Genomic DNA, 19,020 nt, shown 5'->3' with positions numbered 1-19,020 from the left:
ACTAGGAGAAGCGCGCCCGGAGTTCGGCTTCGAGGGTTTCGAGGGTGCGGCCCCTGGTCTCGGGGACGCAGCGCTTGACGAAGAGGATGGAGAAGACGCCCGCCACCACGAACAGGAAGAAGGTGTTGGAGATCCCGATGCCGGAGACCAGCGACGGGAAGACCAGGCCGATCACGAAGTTGGTCAGCCACAGCACCACGGCGGCCACGCCCATGCCGAAGCCGCGCATCCGCATCGGGAAGATCTCCGACAGCATCAGCCAGGTCACCGGCGAGATCGCGCCCTGCTGGAAGGCGAGGAACGTGACGGTCATCGCGAGCACGGCGTAGGCGCGAGCGTCGCCCGAGGGCAGCACCAGCGAGAAGACACCGATGAGCAACAGGGCCGTTGTAGTGCCCGCCTGACCGGTCATCAGCATCGGGCGGCGGGGTACCCGGCCCAGCAGCCAGATCCCGACGAAGGTCGCCAGCACCGAGATCACACCGTTGGCGATGTTCGCGGTCAGCGCGCTGTCGGCGGCGAAACCGGCGTCGGTGAGGATCTGGGTGCCGTAGTACATGATCGTGTTGACGCCGGTGATCTGCTGCACGATCGCGATGCCGAAGCCGACGAACATCAGCTTGCGGATCCACGGCGTGGACTTCATGTCCTGCCAGCCGCCGAGCCGTTGCTGCTCCTCCTTGACGGCGAGCGCGGACACCTCGGCGAGTTCGGCTTCGGCGCGCTGCCGTGAACGCACCTGCTTCAGGACCTCCAGGGCCTCGTTGAAACGCGTCTGCGAGGCCAGCCAGCGCGGGCTCTCCGGCATCACCAGCATGCCGAACCACAGCACCACCGCCGGGATCGTGGCGATCACCAGCATCCATCGCCACACCCCGCCGGACTCGCCGCCCGCCCGCGCGATGATCGCGTTGGAGGTGAAGGCGAGCAACTGCCCGCTGACGATCATGAGTTCGTTACGGGTGACCAGCGCGCCACGGCGCTCGGCGGGAGAGACCTCGGCGAGGTACACCGGCACGGTCACCGACGCGCCGCCGACCGCGAGACCGAGCACGAACCGCGCGACCACCATCACCGCGGTGGTCGGCGCGAGCGTGCAGCCCAGCGCCCCGACGAAGAACAGCACCGCGAGGGCGAGAATCGTACGGCGCCGTCCGCGTGCGTCCGACAGCCGTCCGCCGATCACCGCGCCCAGCGCGGCACCCAGCAGCAGCGAGCTGGTGACCATGCCCTCGGTGACCGCGGTCAGACCGAGGTCGTCCGTCATGTACGGCAGGGCGCCGTTGATGACGCCGGTGTCGTAGCCGAAGAGCAGTCCGCCGAAGGTGGCGATGATCGTGATGAGCCGCAGCCGCCGGGAGACGGCGGGAGGAGCGTCGTCCGTGAGGGCGTGGGCCCGGGTCGCGTCGTCCCTGACGTCCATGGCCGGCTCCTATCGGTCGTCGTTCGGGCGTCGGGTTCCGGTGAGGCCGCAGCCGGCCAGGTGTTCACGCGTGGTCACCGCGATGGGCAGCGGCACCTCGGGAGCGCACGGGTACAGGTCCTGCTCGACGATCACGAACAACTCGGCGTCCAGCTGGGCGAGTTCGGCCACCACGTCGGCCGGGTTCGGTACTCCCGCGGGCGGCGACACGCACACGCCCCGCTTGACGGCCTCGCCGAAGGAGAGGTCCTCGGCGGCGACCTGCGCGAGTATCTCCGGGTCCATCTGCTTGATGTGGACGTAGCCGACCCGCTCGCCGAACCGGCGGATGAGATCGAGGTTGTCCCCGCCGCCGTAGGCCACGTGCCCGGTGTCCAGGCAGAGGTTGGTGTACCGGCCGTCCGACTCGTTCAGGAGCCGTTCGATCTCCGGCTGGGTCTGGATGTGGCTGTCGGCGTGCGGGTGGATCACCAGCCGGACGTCGTACTCGTCGAGCAGCAGCCTGCCCAGCCGGTCGGCGGCCTTGCCGAAGCCCGCCCACTGGTCGGCGGTCAGCTCCGGGGACTCGGTGAACGCGCCGGTCCTCTCGTCCCGGTACATGGGTGGGATGAGGACAAGGTGGTGGGCGCCCGCGGCCTGGGTGAGCGTGGCGACCTGGCGGACGTGGGCGAGCATCTCGTCCCAGGCCTCGGGCCGGTGCAGCGCGCCGAAGGCCGTACCGCCGGAGACCTGGAGGCCACGGGCGTCCAGCTCCTCCTTGAGGCGCTGCGGGTCGGTGGGGAGATAGCCGTACGGGCCGAGCTCCAGCCACCGGTAGCCGGCCTGCGCGAGTTCGTCGAGGAAGCGGGTGTGCGACACCTGCTGCTCGTCCTCGGGGAACCAGACGCCCCAGGAGTCGGGGGCGGAGCCCAGGCACAGGTTGCCGACGGTGGTGCGGAGCGGGGATGGCGCCGTTGCCATGAAGTGTCCTTCGGGGCAGGGGACAGGGATCAGTTGGAGGTGGGGAAGTCGAAGCCGGCGGCGATCCGCTGGGCCTGCTGCGGCCAGCGGGTGGTGACGACCTTGGGGCGGGTGTAGAAGCGGATGCCCTCGGGGCCGTGGATCGGGTGGTCGCCGATGAGGGAGTCCTTCCAGCCTCCGAAGGAGTAGTAGGACATCGGGACCGGTACCGGGACGTTGATGCCGATCATGCCGACCTTGATGCGGCGCTGGAATCGCCGCGCGGCCTCGCCGGAGGCGGTGAACAGGGCGGTGCCGTTGCCGTAGGGGTTGGCGTTGATGACGTCGATGGCCTGGTCGAGGCTGTCCACGCGCACGATCGCGAGGACGGGGCCGAAGAGTTCTTCCCGGTAGGCGTCCATGGCGGTGCTGACGTGGTCGAGGAGGGAGGGGCCGGTGAAGAAGCCGTCCTCGTGTCCGTCGACCTTGAGGCCCCGACCGTCGACCACGACGGTGGCGCCCTGGGCCTGGGCGGTGCCGACCGCGTTCTCCACTCGCTCCTGGGCGGCCTTGGTGACCAGGGGGCCCATGTCGGTGCCGGGCCGGTCGCCGGGGCCGACGTTGATCTCGCGGGCCTTGCGTTCCAGCACCTCGACCAGCCCGTCGGCCGCGTCGCCGACGGCGACGGCCACGGAGACGGCCATGCAGCGTTCACCGGCGGAGCCGTAGGCGCCGGCGGTGATGTGGTCGGCGGCGAACTCCAGGTCGGCGTCCGGCAGGACGACGGCGTGGTTCTTGGCGCCACCGAGGGCCTGGACGCGCTTGCCGTGTGCGGTGGCCTGCTCGTGGACGTACTTGGCGATCGGCGTCGACCCCACGAAAGACACCGCCTCGATGCCGGGGTGGGTCAGGATCGCGTCGACCGCGTCTTTGCCGCCGTGCACGACGTTGAAGACGCCGTCCGGCAGACCGGCTCGCTGATACAGCCGGGCGACGAAGTTCGCGGCGGACGGGTCGCGCTCGCTCGGCTTCAACAGGAAGGTGTTGCCGGTCGCGATGGCGATCGGGTGCATCCACAGCGGCACCATGGCCGGGAAGTTGAACGGCGTGATCCCGGCGACCACGCCCAGCGGCTGACGGAAGTTGTGCACGTCCACGCCGCGCGAGACCTGGTCGGAGAAGGAGCCCTTGAGCACCTCACCCAGGCCGCAGGCGAACTCCACGACCTCCCGGCCGCGGGTGATCTCCCCGCGGGCGTCGTCGACGGTCTTGCCGTGCTCGGCGGAGATGATCCGGCCCAGTTCCTCCTCGTGCTCCACGAGGAGTTGGCGGAAGGCGAACATCACCTGGGTGCGCTGCGAGAGCGACGACTCCGACCAGGTCTCGAACGCGGCGGAGGCGGCCTGCACGGCGGCTTCCACGTCGGCGGCACCGCCGAGGGGGACCCGTGCCTGCTCGGCGCCGGTGGCGGGGTTGAAGACCGGGGCGGTGTCCGTGCCGGCGACCGGGGAGCCGTTGATCCAGTGGGGAATGGTGTTCACGGGGAGCGGTTTCCTTACAGGTAGTGGCGCTGGGTCTGCTTGTGGGCGACGTAGGTGGCGTAGGCGCCCCGGGTGGTGTCGAGGGCGGCGACCTCGCTGACCGGGACGTCCCACCAGCCGTGGCCCGGCGGGTTGGGCCCGTACAGGTCGGTCTCCACGTGCACGACCGTGGTGCGGGTAGCCGCCTTCGCCTTTTCCATGGCCGAGCGGAACTCGTCGACGGAGGCGGCGTGCAGGACGTCCGCGCCCAGGGAGGAGGCGTTCGCGGCCAGGTCGACGGGGAGCACCTCACCGTCGAGGAGGCCCGAACCACCGTCGCGGTAGCGGTATTTGGTGCCGAAGCGCTGTGATCCGAGCGATTCCGACAGGGCGCCGATCGAGGCGAAGCCGTGGTTCTGGACCAGGACGACGATGACCTTGAGGCCTTCGGAGATCATGGTGACGATCTCCTGGGCCATCATCAGATACGAGCCGTCGCCGACCAGGACGACGACCTCGCGGGTGGGGTCGGCCATCTTGACGCCGACACCGGCGGCGACCTCGTAGCCCATGCAGGAGTAGGCGTACTCGACGTGGTACGCCTTGGGATCCCTGGCCCGCCAGAGCTGCTGCAGATCGCCGGGCATGGAACCGGCCGCGTTGATGACCACGGCCCGGTCGTCGAGGACGTCGTTGAGGGCGCCGAGGATCTCCGTCTGGGCGGGCAGCGGGCCATGACCGACGTGGAAGCACCTCTCCTCGATCTCCCGTGTCCGGGCGATCACTTGACGGGTGAGCGCGCGGTACTCAGCAGGGACCTCCCAGTCCGTCAGCGCGCCCGCCAGGGCCTCGACACCCAGCCGGGCGTCGGCCACCAGGGGCTCCGCCGAGTGCTTCACGGCGTCCAGGCGGGCCACGTTGAGGTTGACGAAGGTGACGTCCCGGTTGGCGAAGACCGTGTGGCTCGCGGTCGTGAAGTCGGAGTAGCGGGTGCCGACACCGAGCACCACGTCCGCCTCGCGGGCCAGTTCGTTGGCCGCGTACGACCCCGTCGAGCCGATGCCCCCGACGGCGCAGGGGTGGTCCCAGGGCACCGCGCCCTTGCCGGCGTGGGTGTCGGCGACCGGGATGCCGGTGGCCTCGGCGAAGGCGCGCAACGCGGTCTCGGCGCCGGAGTAGACGGCTCCGCCGCCCGCGACGATGAGCGGCCTCTTGGCGTTCCGCAGCAGCCGTGCGGCCCGTTCCACGGCGGCTGCCTCCGGCACCGGGCGGCCCACGTGCCACACCCGGTGCCGGAAGAAGGAGACCGGCCAGTCGTACGCCTCGGCCTGCACATCCTGCGGCAGCGCGAGGGTGACCGCTCCCGTCTCCACGGGGTCGGTCAGGACCCGCATCGCCGCGAGCGCGGCGGTGATCAGCTGTTCGGGGCGCGAGATGCGGTCGAAGTACTTCGATACGGCGCGGAAGGTGTCGTTGACGGTGATGTCCCCGCCGCGGGTGTCCTCCAGTTGCTGCAGGACGGGGTCGGCGGCGCGGGTGGCGAACATGTCGGAGGGCAGCAGCAGCACGGGCAGGCGGTTGGTGGTGGCCAGCGCCGCACCGGTGATCATGTTCGTCGAGCCGGGGCCGGTGGATGCCGTGCAGGCGAAGGTGGCCAGCCGGTCGCGCATCTTGGCGTAGGCGACGGAGGCGTGGACCATGCCCTGTTCGTTGCGGGCGAGGTAGTAGGGGAGGTCGGCCTCTCCGGTGGTGGCGGCCTGCAGCAGGGCCTGGCCGATGCCGGCGACGTTGCCGTGGCCGAAGATGCCCCACACGCCCGGGATCAGGCGCTGCTCCTGTCCGTCGCGCTCGCTGTACTGGTGGGCCAGGAAGCGCACGAGGGCCTGCGAGGTGGTCAGTCGTACGGTGTTCATCGCTGTTCTCCGAAGGGCAGCCGGTCGTCGACGTCCTGGGACGCCCAGGTGTCGCGGACCCGGCCGTGGGCGGGGTCGTCGCAGATCAGCCGGGCACGGTCCTGTCCGGGTCCCGCCATGACGTCGAGGCGGTACAGGTCGTAGCGGGGCGCGGCGCTGGACGGGCCGTGCCGGCCGTTGGGATCAGCACCGTGTCGCCCGTGCGGATCTCGGCGTGCACGTCGATCGGCCGCTCGTCGGTGCCGTGGACCCTCCCCCACGTTCGGCTTCGCTCGCGCGGGGGCACCCCCGGACAGCCGAAGCCGTTCCCGCCCGTGACCGGGAAGTGACGCGGCGCAGGCTCCTGCCCCGCGCGGTTCAACGGGGACGTCCTCCTTGCGCCCGTACCGAGCCGAGTGACCTCCCTGCTCGGTACGGGCGGAGGGCAGTGCGTACGTTCCACCGTCCGCACTGCTGATCACGGTCTGCGACTCGCGGGGCTGATACGCGAAGTCGGTGACCGCCGAGTACACGTCCGTCCGACCGCCGAGTTCGAAGCTCCGCCCGTCGACGGCGACGGTGCAGCCGCCGTTCAGGGGCGGGGCCAGGAACTCGTTCTCCCCGGTGGGCAGGGCGTGTTCCTCGCCCGGCTTCAGGGTCAGAATCCTGAGGCCGGAGTATGCCGAGCCCGCCGACTCCGGCGTGATGGCCGGGGCGTAGGGGCCGTCGACCGAAGTCCCCTTCGGCAGGTGGTACTTGCTCGCGCCGGTCACAGCAGGCTCACCGCCTTGTCGACGGCGCCGGCGACATCGCCGCCCGCGGGGTAGAGCAGGGAGCGACCCACGACCAGTCCCTGCGCGGTGGGCTGCTTCAGCGCCTTGCCCCAGGAGGCGAAGGCCGCCTCGGCGTCCTTGACCTCACCGCCCAGCAGCAGCGCCGGCAGGGTGGACGAGGCGAGCACGCGCTCCATCTCGGGGACCACCGGGAGCTTCAGCCAGGTGTAGGCGGTACGGCGCCCCAGCGCCGAGGCAATGGTGATCGACTTGACGACGGCCTCGGTGGAGAGGTCGTTGCGGATGCGGCCGTCCTGCCATTCCGAGATGAACGGCTCGACCATCGCGATCAGTTGGCGGTCGTTGAGCTCGTCCACCGCGCGGGCCGTGTTCTCCAGTGCTGAGGGCGTCGCGGGGTCGTCGAGGGCGATCCGGGTGAGCATCTTGCCGCCGTCGAAGCCCATCGCGGCGATCGTGGCGGCGTCGTAGCCGGTGAACCGGTCGTCGACCTCGAACACCGAGCCCGCAAGACCGGCCCGGTTCATGGACCCGAAGACGCTCCTTCCGTCCAGGACCCCGAGCAGGAGGAGGTCCTCCAGGATGTCGGCGGTGGCCAGCACGCCGGTCACACCGGGGCGTTCGAGCGCGACGCAGAGCCGGTCGAGCAGTTCGGAGCGGTCGGCCATCGCGTACGGGTCGGCGCCGACGCCGTTGGCGCCGCGCGCGGGATGGTCGGCGGCAATGATCATCGCCTTGCCGTGCTCACCGAGGATCGAGGTCGCCTTCACCCGGCGGGCGGCGGCGGCCGCGACGGCGCCGGGGTCCCCCACCCGGGCGGACACGATCCGGCTCAGCTTCTCAGACGGCACGGGGCACCTCGTCCAGCTTGGCGTGGACTTCCGACTCGGCCGGCATGGCGTCGGAGCAGGACAGCCGGCCCGCGACGATCGCGCCGGCGGCGTTGGCGAAGGACACCGCCCGGCGGGTGTCCCAGCCGGACAGCAGCCCGTGGCACAGCGCCCCGCCGAAGGCGTCGCCCGCCCCCAGACCGTTGACCACGTCCACCGGAACCGGCGGGATCTCGACGACGGAACCGTCCCCGTCCATCGCCAGCACGCCCTTGGGCCCCTGCTTCACCACCGCCAGCTCCACCCCGGCGGCCAGCAGCGCCTTCGCGGCGGCGTACGGCTCACGCTCACCGGTGGCCACCTCGCACTCGTCGAGGTTGCCGACGGCGACCGTCACATGGCGCAGCGCCTCCGCGTAGAAGGCCCGCGCCTGCGCCGGATCGGCCCAGAACATCTGCCGCCAGTCCAAGTCGAAGACGGTCGCCCCCGCCCTCGCCCGGTGCGCCAGCGCCGCCAGGGTGGCCGAACGGCTCGGCTCCTCGCTCAGCCCGGTCCCGGTCACCCAGAAGATCCGCGCGTCCCGCACCGCGTCCAGGTCCAGCTCACCAGCCTCGATGTCCAGGTCGGGAGCCTTCGGCAGCCGGTAGAAGTACAGCGGGAAGTCGTCCGGCGGGAAGATCTCGCAGAACGTCACGGGCGTCGGCGCGATGTCCGACGTACCGACGAAACGGCTGTCGACGCCGTAGCCGTCGAGCGCCTGTCGCACGAAGTCCCCGAACGGGTCCCGGCCCGTCTTGGTGATCACCGCGGCCGAGTGGCCGTACCGGGCCGCCGCCACCGCCACGTTGGTCGGACTGCCGCCCAGGTACTTGCCGAACGAAGAGACCTCCCCCAGCCCGACGCCGGTCTGGAGCGGATAGACATCCACCCCCACGCGGCCCATGGTCAGCACATCGAACGGCATCGCTGAATTCCCTCCGCTGTCGCGCTCTACTAGCGCGCTCTAGTGCGAGTACGATGACCCCTGTCCAAATGTCATGTCAATAGCTTGTTGCCGGAAGATTTCGAGGCTGCCCTAGGGTGGGCTCCGTCGAAAGGTGGGTTCACGCGTGGGTGCAGCACCGGGCAGACAGCGGCCGACGATGGCCGATGTGGCCGACAAGGCAGGTGTGTCCCGGGCGCTGGTCTCGATCGTGTTCCGCGATCAGCCCGGCGCGAGCCAGGAGACCCGTGAGCGGGTGCTGAGGGTCGCCGACGAGATCGGCTACCGGCCGGACAGCGCGGCCCGGTTGCTGGCCCGGGGCCGCAGCCGCACGCTCGGCGTGATGTTCACCGTGCACCAGACCTTCCAGACCGACCTGATCGAGGGCATCTACCCCGAGGCCGAACGGCTCGGATACGACGTCCTGCTCTCGGCGTCGGTCCAGGGGCGCAGCGAGGCCAAGGCGGTCGAGGCCCTCCTCGGGCACCGCTGCGAGGCGCTGATCCTGCTCGGCCCCGACGCGGACGCCGGCTATCTCGACGCCCTCGGTCAGCGGGCCGTGACCGTGTCGGTCAGCCGTCGCGTCCCGCGGGCCCGCGTGGACTTCGTGCACAGCGCCGAGAGCAAGGGCGTCCGGCAGGCCATGGACCACCTGGTCGAACTCGGCCACCGCAGGATCGTGCACATCGACGGCGGCCGGGGCCCGGGGTCCGCCGAACGGCGGCGCTCCTACCGGGCCGCGATGCGCCGGCACGGCCTCGAGTCGGAGGTCCGGGTCATCCCCGGTGAGCACACCGAGCAGTCCGGTATCGAGACCGGCAGACTGCTCCTGGCGGAGCGGGACCGCGGGCTGCCGCTGCCGACCGCGGTGCTCGCGGGCAACGACCGGTGCGCGATGGGCCTGTTGATGCCGCTGGCCCGGGCCGGTGTCGAGGTCCCGCGGGACATGTCCGTCGTCGGCTACGACGACAGCCACCTCTCCCATCTCATGCCGATCGGCCTCACCACCGTGCGCCAGGACGCGGTGCTGATGGCCGAGCACGCGGTGCGGTTCGCCGTGGAGCGACTGGAGAATCCGCAACTGGAGCCGCGCGAGGCCGTGTTGGACCCGAAGCTCGTCGTGCGCGGCACCAGTGGGCCGCCGCCGCGGGAAGCGCCCTGAACGTTTAACCGTGGGCGTCGAGAACCAGGGCTCCGCCCCGGCGGTGTCCCCGCCCTGGAGCAGCAGAATGGCGAGCGCGTTGGCCGCGCGGCAGCCGCCCGCTCGTACCACCGCAGAGCGACGGCCTCCTCGCCCCGCCCGGCGAACAGGATCCCGAGGTTGCCGGTTGCTCGGGTGCGGAACCCGTGCTCAGCCCTCGTACTCCCGCAGCTTGCGGTACAGCGTGGCCCGCCCGATGCCGAGTACCGCCGCCGCGCGGGACTTGTTGCCGCCGTGGCGGTGCAGTGTCTCCAGGATCGTGGCGCGTTCGGCGTGTTCCATCGGGCTGAGCGGACGGACGGCGGGCCCTTCCCGCACGGTGTCCGGCAGTTCGGTCCGCCGTACCGGCCCGGAGGCCCGTCGGTGTTCCGTCAACGCCTGGACGACATGGGCGAGTTCGGTGACGTTCCCGGGCCACGGATGCTGTTCGAGCGCGCGCAGGGCGTCCAGCGTCCAGGTCAGCGGAGGACTTCCCGGCGCGGGACGCGGTGTGAGCGCCTGCAGCAACTCCCTGATGTCCTCGGTGCGTTCCCGCAGCGGCGGGAGGACGACCGTGCGGGCGGCCAGTTTGTCGAGGAGCCGTTGCAGGCAGGGGCCCGGCGAAGTGCCGGGGGTGTGGGTGACCAGCAGCCGGGTGTCCGGGTGCGCGTCGAGCAGGGAGTTGAGCGTGGCCACGGCGGGCTGCGTCAGCCGCTCGGCGTGCCGGAGGATGAGGGGGCTCGCCGCGGCCCACTCCGTCAAGTCCCCTTCGAGCGCGCCCCCTTCGGCCGCGTCGACCGTCTCGATCTCGGCCGGCCTCAGCAACTCCCGGGCCAGCGCGGTCTTCCCCGTCCCCCGTTCACCGGTCAGCAGCACGGGTTCGGGGGAGCGGATCAGTTCGGCGGCGCGCTCCACGGCGTACCGCCACGGCAGGGAGGAGCCGGTCAGGCGGGGGAGCGGGCGCGGCCTGGGCCTCGGCGTGCCCTCGTCGTGCGGCTCCAGGACGGCCACGATCCCCACGACCACGCCCGTCTGCCGCACCAGGTCGATCCGAGCGCTGCACCCGGCTCCCTCGGGCAGCTCGGCGGCGGCCGGCGCGTCCGTGTGCCGTGCCGTCGTCGCCGTACGCTCAAGAACCCGAAGCACTTCCTCGGTCATCAGCCGCTCCGCCGCCGCGCTGATCAGACGGTTGCGGCCGTCCAGTGCGACCACCGCGCGGTCCTCTCCTCGCACGGCTCGCAAGTAGGCGTCCAGAAGGACCTGTTCGGCACGTCCCGCCCGGGCGAGCAGTTCGGCCTCCACGGCGGCGGCAGCGGCCTCGGCGAGAGCCGCCTGCGGGTGCGGCGGGCATCCGCCGCACAGGTGGGAGGCGATGGTGAGGGTGCCGAGTGCCTGTCCGCTCTTCGGCGCGAACACCGGGACGCTGACCGCCGACACGTCCTGCCACACGTCGAGGAAGTGCTCGGGCCCGTGCACCTCGGCCCGGCGCCGATTGCGCAGCGCGAGGGCCGCGCTGTTGTGGCCGACCTCCTGCTCCGACAGTCCCGGGTGCGGAGTGAGCCCGGGCGCGTTGCCGGACGTCCACAGCACACGCAGTCGCGCGTCGGTGAGGAGGAGGACCGAGCGGCCGGTGCCCAGGGCGGGGGCGATCCGTTCGAGCACCGGACGGGCGGCGCCGAGTAGCGGCGACTCGACCGGCCGGGACGGATCGGCGGCGGGCTCCTTCAGGTCGTGCGGTACGCCGAAGAACCGGGCCCGCCGCCATGCCGCGAGGACCTCCTCCGGCACACCGTCGGGCAGCGGGCGCCCGGCCAGGAAGCGCTCGCGCGCCACTCGCAGCGGTGGGCGGGCGTGGACTGCGGGGGAGGGTTCTGTGGTGGTCACGACGTACCCACCGTAGCGGGTTCGGTTGAACCGACAACGACTGGCCTGTGCGGGCGGCGGCTGCCGTGACGTACGCGCCCCATGTCTCGTATTGAGACACCCGCACATCGCCGCGACGCACCATGATCAAGACTGTCCGTCGTCCGTGAGCCCACGCCAGGAGCGCCCCGTGTCCCCCGTCGTCGAGACCGACGTCCTGATCGTAGGCAGCGGCCCGGCCGGAGCCTCCGCCGCGCTCGCCCTGAGCACCTACGGCGTCCCCAACATCGTCGTCACCCGCTACGCGAGCCTCGCCGACACCCCCCGCGCGCACATCACCAACCAGCGCACGATGGAGGTGCTGCGCGACCTCGGGGTGGAACAGGACGTCATCGCGCGGGCGACCCCGCAGCATCTGATGGGCAACACCACCTTCTGCACGAGCCTCGCCGGCGAGGAACTGGGCCGGGTGCGCTCCTGGGGCAACGACCCGCTCGTCCAGGCAGCCCATGAACTCGCCAGCCCCACCCGCATGTGCGACATGCCGCAGCACCTCATGGAGCCCGTCCTCGTCGACGCCGCCGTCGCCCGCGGCAGCAACCTGCGCTTCCAGACCGAGTACCTCTCTCACACCCAGGACGCCGACGGCGTGACCGTCACCGTGCGGGACCGGCTGCGCGGAGACTCGTACGAGATCCGCGCCAAGTACCTGATCGGCGCGGACGGCGGCCGCTCCAAGGTCGCCGAGGACGCCGGGCTGCCGATGGGTGGCCAGATGGGCGTGGCCGGCAGCATCAACATCGTCTTCGAGGCGGACCTCGCGAAGTACACCGCCCACCGGCCCTCCACCCTGTACTGGGTCCTCGCCCCGGGTGCCACCGTCGGCGGCATCGGCGCCGGCCTGGTGCGCTGTGTGCGGCCGTGGAACGAGTGGATGATCGTGTGGGGGTACGACGTCACCGCGGGCGCCCCCGACCTGACCACCGAGTACGCCGAGTCGGTCGTGCGCCGGCTGGTCGGCGACGACGACATCCCCGTGACGATCAAGTCGTCCTCGGCCTGGACCGTCAACGAGATGTACGCCGAGACCTACTCCAACGGCCGCGTCCTCTGCGCCGGTGACGCCACCCACCGCCACCCGCCGTCCAACGGCCTCGGCTCCAACACCTCCATCCAGGACTCCTACAACCTCGCCTGGAAGCTCAAGCTCGTCCTCGACGGCACCGCCGCCCCGAAGCTCCTCGACTCCTACACCGCCGAACGCGCTCCCGTCGGCAAGCAGGTCGTCACCCGCGCCAACCAGTCGATCGGCGAGACCGCCCCGATCTTCGAGTCCCTCGACGGACTCTCCCCGCAGACCCCCGAACAGCTGTGGGCCAACATCGCCGCCCGCAAGGAGGCCACCGAGGCCGCCGAGAAGCAGCGGGCCCGGCTCCGCGAGGCCATCGCCTTCAAGGTGTACGAGTTCAACGCGCACGGCGTCGACCTCAACCAGCGCTACGCCTCGGACGCCGTCGTCCCCGACGGCACCCCCGCGGAGACCTTCGCGCGCGATCCCGAGCTCCACCACCAGCCCACCTCCCGCCCCGGCGCCCGCATCCCGCACGCCTGGATCACCTCCGGTACCCGGACGGTGTCCACGCTGGACACGGTCGGCAACGGCCGCTTCACCCTGCTGACCGGCATCGGCGGCGAGGGCTGGATCCGGGCCGCCGCGGCACAGGACATCGAGATCGCCACCGTGGTCGTCGGTCCCGGGCAGGAGTACGAGGACCCGTACGGCGACTGGGCGCGGCTGAGTGAGATCTCCGACGCGGGCGCCCTGCTCGTACGGCCAGACGGGTTCGTCGCCTTCCGGCACCCGAACGCGGCGCCGGACGCCGGAACACTCCTGACGGACGCGCTGCGGCGGATCCTCGGACACGCCTGAGGCCGGGCCGAACACACCGGGCGCGCCATCATGGAAGAAGCGACACGTCTACGAGGAGGAGCCGGGATGACCACCGACGCAATCGCAACCGGCGTCACCGAGGAGGCCGTCGCCAGTCTCCACGCCACCACCGATCCCCGCCTGCGCGAACTGCTCGCCGGACTGATCGGCCACCTGCACGACTTCGTGCGCGAGAGCCGGCTCACCCAGGAGGAGTGGGAGAAGGCGATCGCCTTCCTGACGGCGACCGGGCAGAAGTGCACCGACACCCGGCAGGAGTTCATCCTGCTCTCGGACGTCCTCGGCGTCTCCATGCTCGTGGAGACCCTCAACGGCGACCGCGTACAGGGCGCCACCGAGTCCACCGTGCTCGGCCCCTTCCACATGACCGAGTCGCCCGTGCGGGAACTCGGGGACGACATCGACCTGGTGGGCGGTGCCGAGCCGTGCGTGGTCAGCGGCCGGGTGCTGTCGGCGGACGGCACCCCGCTGCCCGGCGCCGTCCTCGACGTCTGGCAGGCCGACGACCAGGGCTTCTACGACGTCCAGCAGCCCGAGGTACAGCCCGCGGGCAACGGACGCGGACTGTTCACCGCCGACGCCGAGGGCCGGTTCTGGTTCCGCACCTGCGTCCCGGCGCCGTACCCGATCCCCACCGACGGCCCGGTCGGCGACCTGCTGGAGGCGACCGGACGGCACCCGTACCGGCCCGCCCACATCCACTTCATCGTGGGGGCCGAAGGACACGCGCCCGTCACCACCCACATCTTCGTCGCGGGCAGCGACTACCTCGACTCCGACGCCGTCTTCGCCGTGAAACAGAGCCTGGTGCAGGACTTCGCGACGACCGACGACCCGTCCCTGGCCGCGGAGTTCGGCGTGCCGAACCCCTTCCGGCACGCCCGCTTCGACCTCGTACTGGAGCCGAACGCATGACGTTCTCGGCCGACTTCACCTACGAGAGCCGTCCCGTGCGGGTCGTCCTCCGGTCCGGCGCCGCTGTGACCGCGACGCCTGGCGAGGCCGAACACCTGGGCCTGCGCCGCCTGTTGGTGGTGTGCGGCAGCCGGGGCGAGGCCGTGGCACGGGCAGTCGCGTACGCACTCGGCGACGCCTGCGCGGGGCTGCACGCCGAGGCCCGTATGCATGTACCCGTCGAGGACGCCGACCGGGCCGTGGCGGTGGCCCGCGCGGCCGGCGCCGACGGGGTCGTCGCGGTCGGCGGCGGCTCGTCGATCGGCCTCGGCAAGGCGATCGCCCTGCGCACCGGACTGCCGCTGATCGCCGTCCCGTCGACCTACTCGGGCTCCGAGATGACCCCCGTGTGGGGCCTGACCGAGGGCGGGGTCAAGCGCACCGGACGCGACCCGAAGGTCCAGCCCCGCAGTGTCGTCTACGACCCCGACCTGACCGTCTCCCTGCCGGTGCCGCTCACCGTGACCAGCGGCATCAACGCCCTCGCCCACGCCGTCGAGGCGCTCTACGCCCCGGACACCTCGCCGCTGATCGCGCTGATGGCGGAGGACGGCGTCCGGGCGATGACCGAGGCGCTGCCCCGACTGGCCGCCGACCCGGTGGACATGGCGGCTCGCGGACAAGCGCTCTACGCGGCGTGGCTGTGCGGGTCCTGCCTCGGGTCCACCACCATGGGCCTGCACCACAAGCTGTGCCACGTGCTCGGCGGCAGCCATGGACTCCCGCATGCCGAGACCCACACCGTCGTCCTGCCCTACGCCCTCGCCTACAACGCGCCCGCGATCCCGGAGGCGTTGACCGTGCTGAAAAGGGCACTGGGCACCGACGACCCGCCACATGCCCTGTGGCAACTGGCCGGACGCCTCGGCGCACCGCGCTCCCTCGCCGAACTCGGTCTCAAGGAGACCGACGTGGCGGAGGCGGCCGTACAGGTGGCGGGACAGCCGTACGCCAACCCGCGTCCTGTGACGGAGGAAGGCGTGCGGGAGGTACTCCAGGCGGCCTATGAGGGACGTCGACCATGAGTACCGCAGCACCACAGCAAGTCCCCTAGGAAAGGTGAACATCATGGCCCTCGCACTGCTCCGGCGTCGGCGGTCCAAGGCTGCCCTTGCCGAGGCGGCGGGCCTCTCCGTCCCCCTCCCGGAAGGCGCGGGCGCGGTGGCCCGTGAGATCGTCGACCCGATGGGCTCCCCCATGGCGGGCGCGGACGTCACCGTCACCGCCCTGGACACGCACCGGGTCGCGGTCCGCGGGACGACCGACCCCTACGGCTACTTCCTCGCCGTTCTGCCGCCCGGCCGTTACAGCCTGCTGGCCGCGGCCGAGGGACTCCAGCCGCACCGCGAGACGGTCGAGGTGGGGCCGTACGGAATGACGCCCACCGAGCGGGTCTGGCTCCAGCCCGCCCAGGCGCTGCAACTGCCCACGCCCGGCGTCTGGCTGTTCGATCCGCCGCACACCGCGATCCGCTTCATCGCCAAGCATGTCGGCATGGCCCACGTCCACGGCCGCTTCGAGCGTTTCGAGGGCGGCATCCAGGTCGCGCAGGACATGGCGCAGACCCGGGTCCAGGTCCGTATCGACGCCTCCAGCATCACCACCGGCAACACCACACGCGACAACCATCTGCGGTCCGCCGACTTCCTCGATGTCGAACGCTTCCCCCACATCGACTTCGTCAGCACCCGCTTCGCCTATCGCGGCGGGAGCAAGTGGACCCTCCAGGGCAGCCTGACCATGCACGGCGTGAGCCGCTCGGTCGCCCTGGACACGACCTACCTCGGCACGGTGAACGGCGGCTACGGCGAGGAACTGCGCTGTGCGGCCCTGGCGACGGCGGAGCTCCACCGCGAGGATTTCACGCTGAACTGGCGGTCGATGCTGGCCCGGGGCATCGCGGTCGTCGGCCCCACGGTCCAGCTGGAACTGGACGTCCAGGCGATGTACCGCACCCACGACACGCCGACCCCGCCCAAGTAGGCGCGAGCGGACAGCCGGGCATTGTCAGTCCCGGTCGGTACCGTCGGGCGCATGAGAGCCAACGGAACATTCAGTGTGAAGGCGTTCGTCCCGACCGAGCTGAAGCCCGAGCCGGCCGTGGCCACCGGGCTTCCGGTCGGTGTCGCGACGATGGAGAAGCACTTCGAGGGCGAGGTCGCCGGCCGCTCGGCGACCTTGTTCACCGCCGCGTACGACCAGCAGTCCGGCGTCGGCACCTACGTGGCCATGGAGTCCTTCGAGGGTTCGCTGCACGGCAGGTCCGGCGCCTTCAACTTCGTGCACTCGGCGACCACCTCCGGCAGCGACCGCACCGCGGAGTTCTTCACGATCGTGCCCTCCAGCGGCATCGGGGACCTGGCGGGGATCTCCGGCACCGGCGCCCTCGCGGTCGACGCCGACGGCACCCACCGGATCCGGCTGGACTACGAGCTCGGCTGACGTCCCGGTCCAACTCACCGTCAACGAGGGGCACATCGCACGTTCCCGGGGTCGACAGCTTCACACAAAGCTCACACAACCCAACCGAAACTTTAGGTTTCAAGCGTTACGCTCACCGGCATCCGAGTGCTCGGGGGAGCGGCTCGTCCGCCATGGCACTCCCTCCCCCCACGGTTTCAGGAGACTCGGCGTGAGTGACGGCGACGTAGTGGTGATCGGCGGCGGCTATGCGGGCGTCCGGCTGGCGAAACGGCTGGACGCGACGGCACGGGTCACGCTCGTGGACCGCAAGGAAGTCTTCTTCCACCGTATCTCCTCCCTTCGGGCAGGTGTGCGCAGGGAATGGAGCGCCACCCCCTTCATCCCGTACGACCGGCTGCTGCGCCACGGTCAGGTGGTCGTGGGCAAGGTGGTGCGCATCGACACCGCCGAGCGACGAGTGGTGCTGGCCAACGGCACGCGGCTGCCCTACGACGTGGTGGTGATCGCGACCGGCGCCGACTACCCGGAGCCGGCCCGCTTCGCCGGGACCACCACCGAGGAGGCGATGAAGTCCTTCGCCGAGCACCAGCAGAAGATCTCCTTCGCCGAGCACGTCCTCGTCGTCGGCGGCGGGCCCTCCGGTGTCGAACTCAGCGCCGAGATCCGGCTGGCCCGGCCGGACGCCCGGGTCACGCTCGCGCACTCCGGTCCCGAGCTGCTCGGCAGTACGGGCAGCGAACGGGCCGGACGCAAGGCGCGCGAGTGGCTGGAGGCGCACGACGTGGAGGTGCGGCTGGACTCCTTCATGGCGCCGGGCAACGACTTCGCCACCTACCGCGACGCCCGCGGCGACGTCATCGCCGCGGACCTCTCCTTCTGGGCGACCGGCACCACCCCCAACACGCTCTGGCTGCGGCTGGGCGGACACGGGGACCTGCTGACCCCGTCCGGGCATGTGAAGGTCGACCGCTCGCTGCGGGCCGAGGGGCACCTGGACGTCTTCGCGGTCGGCGACGTCAACGACGCCACCGAGCTCAAGATCACCCCGGCGGCGCTGGCCCAGGCCGACCTCGCCGCCTGGAACATCCGCGCGCACCTGAACAGTGCGGGCCGGCACCGCAAGGAGCCCCGCTTCTACCGGCCCGTCCACCGCACCCCGCTGATCGTGCCCTTCGGCCCTGCCGACGGGGTGACCATGCTGCCCGTGCCGGGTGGCGAGACGGCGGTGCTCGGCAGCCGCACCAGCGCCGTGGCCAAGGCCAAGACCCTCATGACGCCATACATGAGGCGCCAACTCGGCTACACGGCTGCCTGATCGGCGAAGGCGACCTCGGCGGTGGTGTGCCGGGGCCCCCGGCGCGGAGGGCGCCGGGGTCTCTCACGCGTGCAGCACGTGCTGGGTCGGCCGGACCAGCCCCGACTCGTAGGCGAAGACCACCGCCTGTACCCGGCCGCGAGCGCCGATCTTGGTGAGGATGTTGCTGACGTGGGACTTCACGGTGGTCGGGGCGATGCAGAGCCGGTCGGCGATCTCGGCGTTGGAGTCGCCGGAGGCGACGGCGGTGAGGACGTCCCGCTCGCGTCCGGTGAGGGTGCCCAGCCGGTTGCCCGGTGCGGTGCTCTCGACGGCGCGCTGGTCGCGGACGGCGTCGATGAGCGCACGGGTCAGTCCGGGGGAGACGACCACGTCACCGGCGGCCACGACCCGCACGGCCGCGACCAGTTCGTCGGCGGTGGCGTCCTCGCGGAGGTGCCCGGCGGCTCCGGCGCGCAGGGCGGCGTAGGGGTAGGTGTCGTCGGCCGTGGTGAGGAGCAGGACGTGCGGGGCGTGCCCGTCCGGGGAGTGGGCGATACGGCGGACGGTCTCGACGGTGTCCGTGTCGGCGGCACGGCCCTCCAGCAGGACGACGTCCGGCCGGAGCAGGGCGCTCAGCCGGGCCGCCTCCGGCCCGTGTGCCGCCTCGCCGACGACACTCAGGTCGGGCTGGGACTCGAGGAGCATTCGAAGGCCGACACGCTGAAGTGACTGGCCGGTGGCGATGAGGACGCTGGTCATGGCGTGCGTGCTCCATCCTCGTCCAGCCGACTACATGCTGAACGAAACGGTTTCGTTCTCGTGGAGTTCAGCGTAGCTCCGGAGTTATCGAAACGGGTGCGTACCGGTTGTGGGGTGGGTCACATTCCGGTTGTGCTTGCGCCCTCAGGCGTATGTGCGGCAGGGGGCAACCCCGGCCGGACCGGCGGCGACCCAACAGTGAATCCCGTTCCCCA

General features: G+C 71.2%; 15 protein-coding genes and 1 pseudogene. 7 read left to right on the top strand and 9 right to left on the bottom strand.

The window, feature by feature from the left end; translation table 11 throughout:
* Window position 1 precedes the first annotated feature (1 nt).
* From BFN33_RS16975 to iolC, 7 genes and pseudogenes are all read right to left on the bottom strand, one after another.
* Window positions 2-1,423: a sugar porter family MFS transporter gene (locus BFN33_RS16975; protein ID WP_069760899.1), complete on the bottom strand. Its 1,422-nt coding sequence runs from the start codon at window positions 1,421-1,423 to the stop codon at window positions 2-4.
* Between the two features lie 9 nt (window positions 1,424-1,432).
* Window positions 1,433-2,383, bottom strand: a complete 951-nt coding sequence (locus BFN33_RS16970) for a TIM barrel protein (RefSeq protein WP_069760898.1) — start codon at window positions 2,381-2,383, stop codon at window positions 1,433-1,435.
* Window positions 2,384-2,412: 29 nt separating this feature from the next.
* Window positions 2,413-3,903: a CoA-acylating methylmalonate-semialdehyde dehydrogenase gene (locus BFN33_RS16965; protein ID WP_069760897.1), complete on the bottom strand. Its 1,491-nt coding sequence runs from the start codon at window positions 3,901-3,903 to the stop codon at window positions 2,413-2,415.
* A gap of 14 nt (window positions 3,904-3,917) precedes the next feature.
* On the bottom strand, window positions 3,918-5,795 hold the full coding sequence (gene iolD, locus BFN33_RS16960; RefSeq protein ID WP_069760896.1) for a 3D-(3,5/4)-trihydroxycyclohexane-1,2-dione acylhydrolase (decyclizing): 1,878 nt from the start codon (window positions 5,793-5,795) through the stop codon (window positions 3,918-3,920).
* A pseudogene (locus BFN33_RS16955) lies at window positions 5,792-6,547 on the bottom strand (5-deoxy-glucuronate isomerase). Before BFN33_RS16955 ends, iolD begins: the two are co-directional and overlap by 4 nt.
* On the bottom strand, window positions 6,544-7,416 hold the full coding sequence (locus tag BFN33_RS16950; protein ID WP_069760895.1) for an aldolase: 873 nt from the start codon (window positions 7,414-7,416) through the stop codon (window positions 6,544-6,546). Before BFN33_RS16950 ends, BFN33_RS16955 begins: the two are co-directional and overlap by 4 nt.
* Window positions 7,406-8,359, bottom strand: coding sequence for a 5-dehydro-2-deoxygluconokinase (gene iolC, locus BFN33_RS16945; protein ID WP_069760894.1), 954 nt, complete (start codon window positions 8,357-8,359; stop codon window positions 7,406-7,408). The genes BFN33_RS16950 and iolC overlap by 11 nt, the downstream gene beginning before the upstream one ends.
* A gap of 178 nt (window positions 8,360-8,537) precedes the next feature.
* Here iolC and BFN33_RS16940 point away from each other — a divergent pair, with 178 nt between their 5' ends.
* Window positions 8,538-9,539, top strand: a complete 1,002-nt coding sequence (locus tag BFN33_RS16940) for a LacI family DNA-binding transcriptional regulator (protein ID WP_069760893.1) — start codon at window positions 8,538-8,540, stop codon at window positions 9,537-9,539.
* Between the two features lie 189 nt (window positions 9,540-9,728).
* Here the strand turns inward: BFN33_RS16940 and BFN33_RS16935 are convergent, their stop codons facing one another.
* Window positions 9,729-11,441, bottom strand: a complete 1,713-nt coding sequence (locus BFN33_RS16935) for a helix-turn-helix domain-containing protein (RefSeq protein WP_069760892.1) — start codon at window positions 11,439-11,441, stop codon at window positions 9,729-9,731.
* A 169-nt stretch (window positions 11,442-11,610) separates the two neighbouring features.
* On the opposite strand from BFN33_RS16935, the gene BFN33_RS16930 reads away from it, so the two are divergent.
* The 6 genes from BFN33_RS16930 (at window position 11,611) to BFN33_RS16905 (ending at window position 18,064) form a co-directional block, all read left to right on the top strand.
* Window positions 11,611-13,350 (top strand): FAD-dependent monooxygenase, encoded by a 1,740-nt coding sequence (locus BFN33_RS16930; RefSeq protein WP_069760891.1) that lies wholly within the window; start codon window positions 11,611-11,613, stop codon window positions 13,348-13,350.
* A 66-nt stretch (window positions 13,351-13,416) separates the two neighbouring features.
* Complete coding sequence (locus BFN33_RS16925) at window positions 13,417-14,286, top strand: intradiol ring-cleavage dioxygenase (RefSeq protein WP_069760890.1); 870 nt, start codon at window positions 13,417-13,419, stop codon at window positions 14,284-14,286.
* Window positions 14,283-15,350 (top strand): maleylacetate reductase, encoded by a 1,068-nt coding sequence (locus tag BFN33_RS16920; protein ID WP_069760889.1) that lies wholly within the window; start codon window positions 14,283-14,285, stop codon window positions 15,348-15,350. Before BFN33_RS16925 ends, BFN33_RS16920 begins: the two co-directional genes overlap by 4 nt.
* Before the next feature lie 43 nt (window positions 15,351-15,393).
* Complete coding sequence (locus BFN33_RS16915; protein ID WP_069761130.1) at window positions 15,394-16,308, top strand: YceI family protein; 915 nt, start codon at window positions 15,394-15,396, stop codon at window positions 16,306-16,308.
* Between the two features lie 51 nt (window positions 16,309-16,359).
* Window positions 16,360-16,767, top strand: coding sequence for a DUF3224 domain-containing protein (locus BFN33_RS16910; protein ID WP_069761129.1), 408 nt, complete (start codon window positions 16,360-16,362; stop codon window positions 16,765-16,767).
* 190 nt (window positions 16,768-16,957) lie between these two features.
* Complete coding sequence (locus tag BFN33_RS16905) at window positions 16,958-18,064, top strand: NAD(P)/FAD-dependent oxidoreductase (RefSeq protein ID WP_069760888.1); 1,107 nt, start codon at window positions 16,958-16,960, stop codon at window positions 18,062-18,064.
* Between the two features lie 63 nt (window positions 18,065-18,127).
* Here the strand turns inward: BFN33_RS16905 and BFN33_RS16900 are convergent, their stop codons facing one another.
* Entirely contained in the window at window positions 18,128-18,805 is a 678-nt protein-coding gene (locus tag BFN33_RS16900) for a response regulator transcription factor (RefSeq protein ID WP_069760887.1), read from the bottom strand.
* Window positions 18,806-19,020: the final 215 nt, after the last annotated feature.

This window comes from Streptomyces sp. LUP47B, assembly GCF_001746295.1.
In the GTDB taxonomy this organism is placed as follows: Bacteria; Actinomycetota; Actinomycetes; order Streptomycetales; family Streptomycetaceae; genus Streptomyces.
Note: the sequence above shows the minus strand (reverse complement) of the source record. Positions and strands in the feature narration are given on the sequence as shown.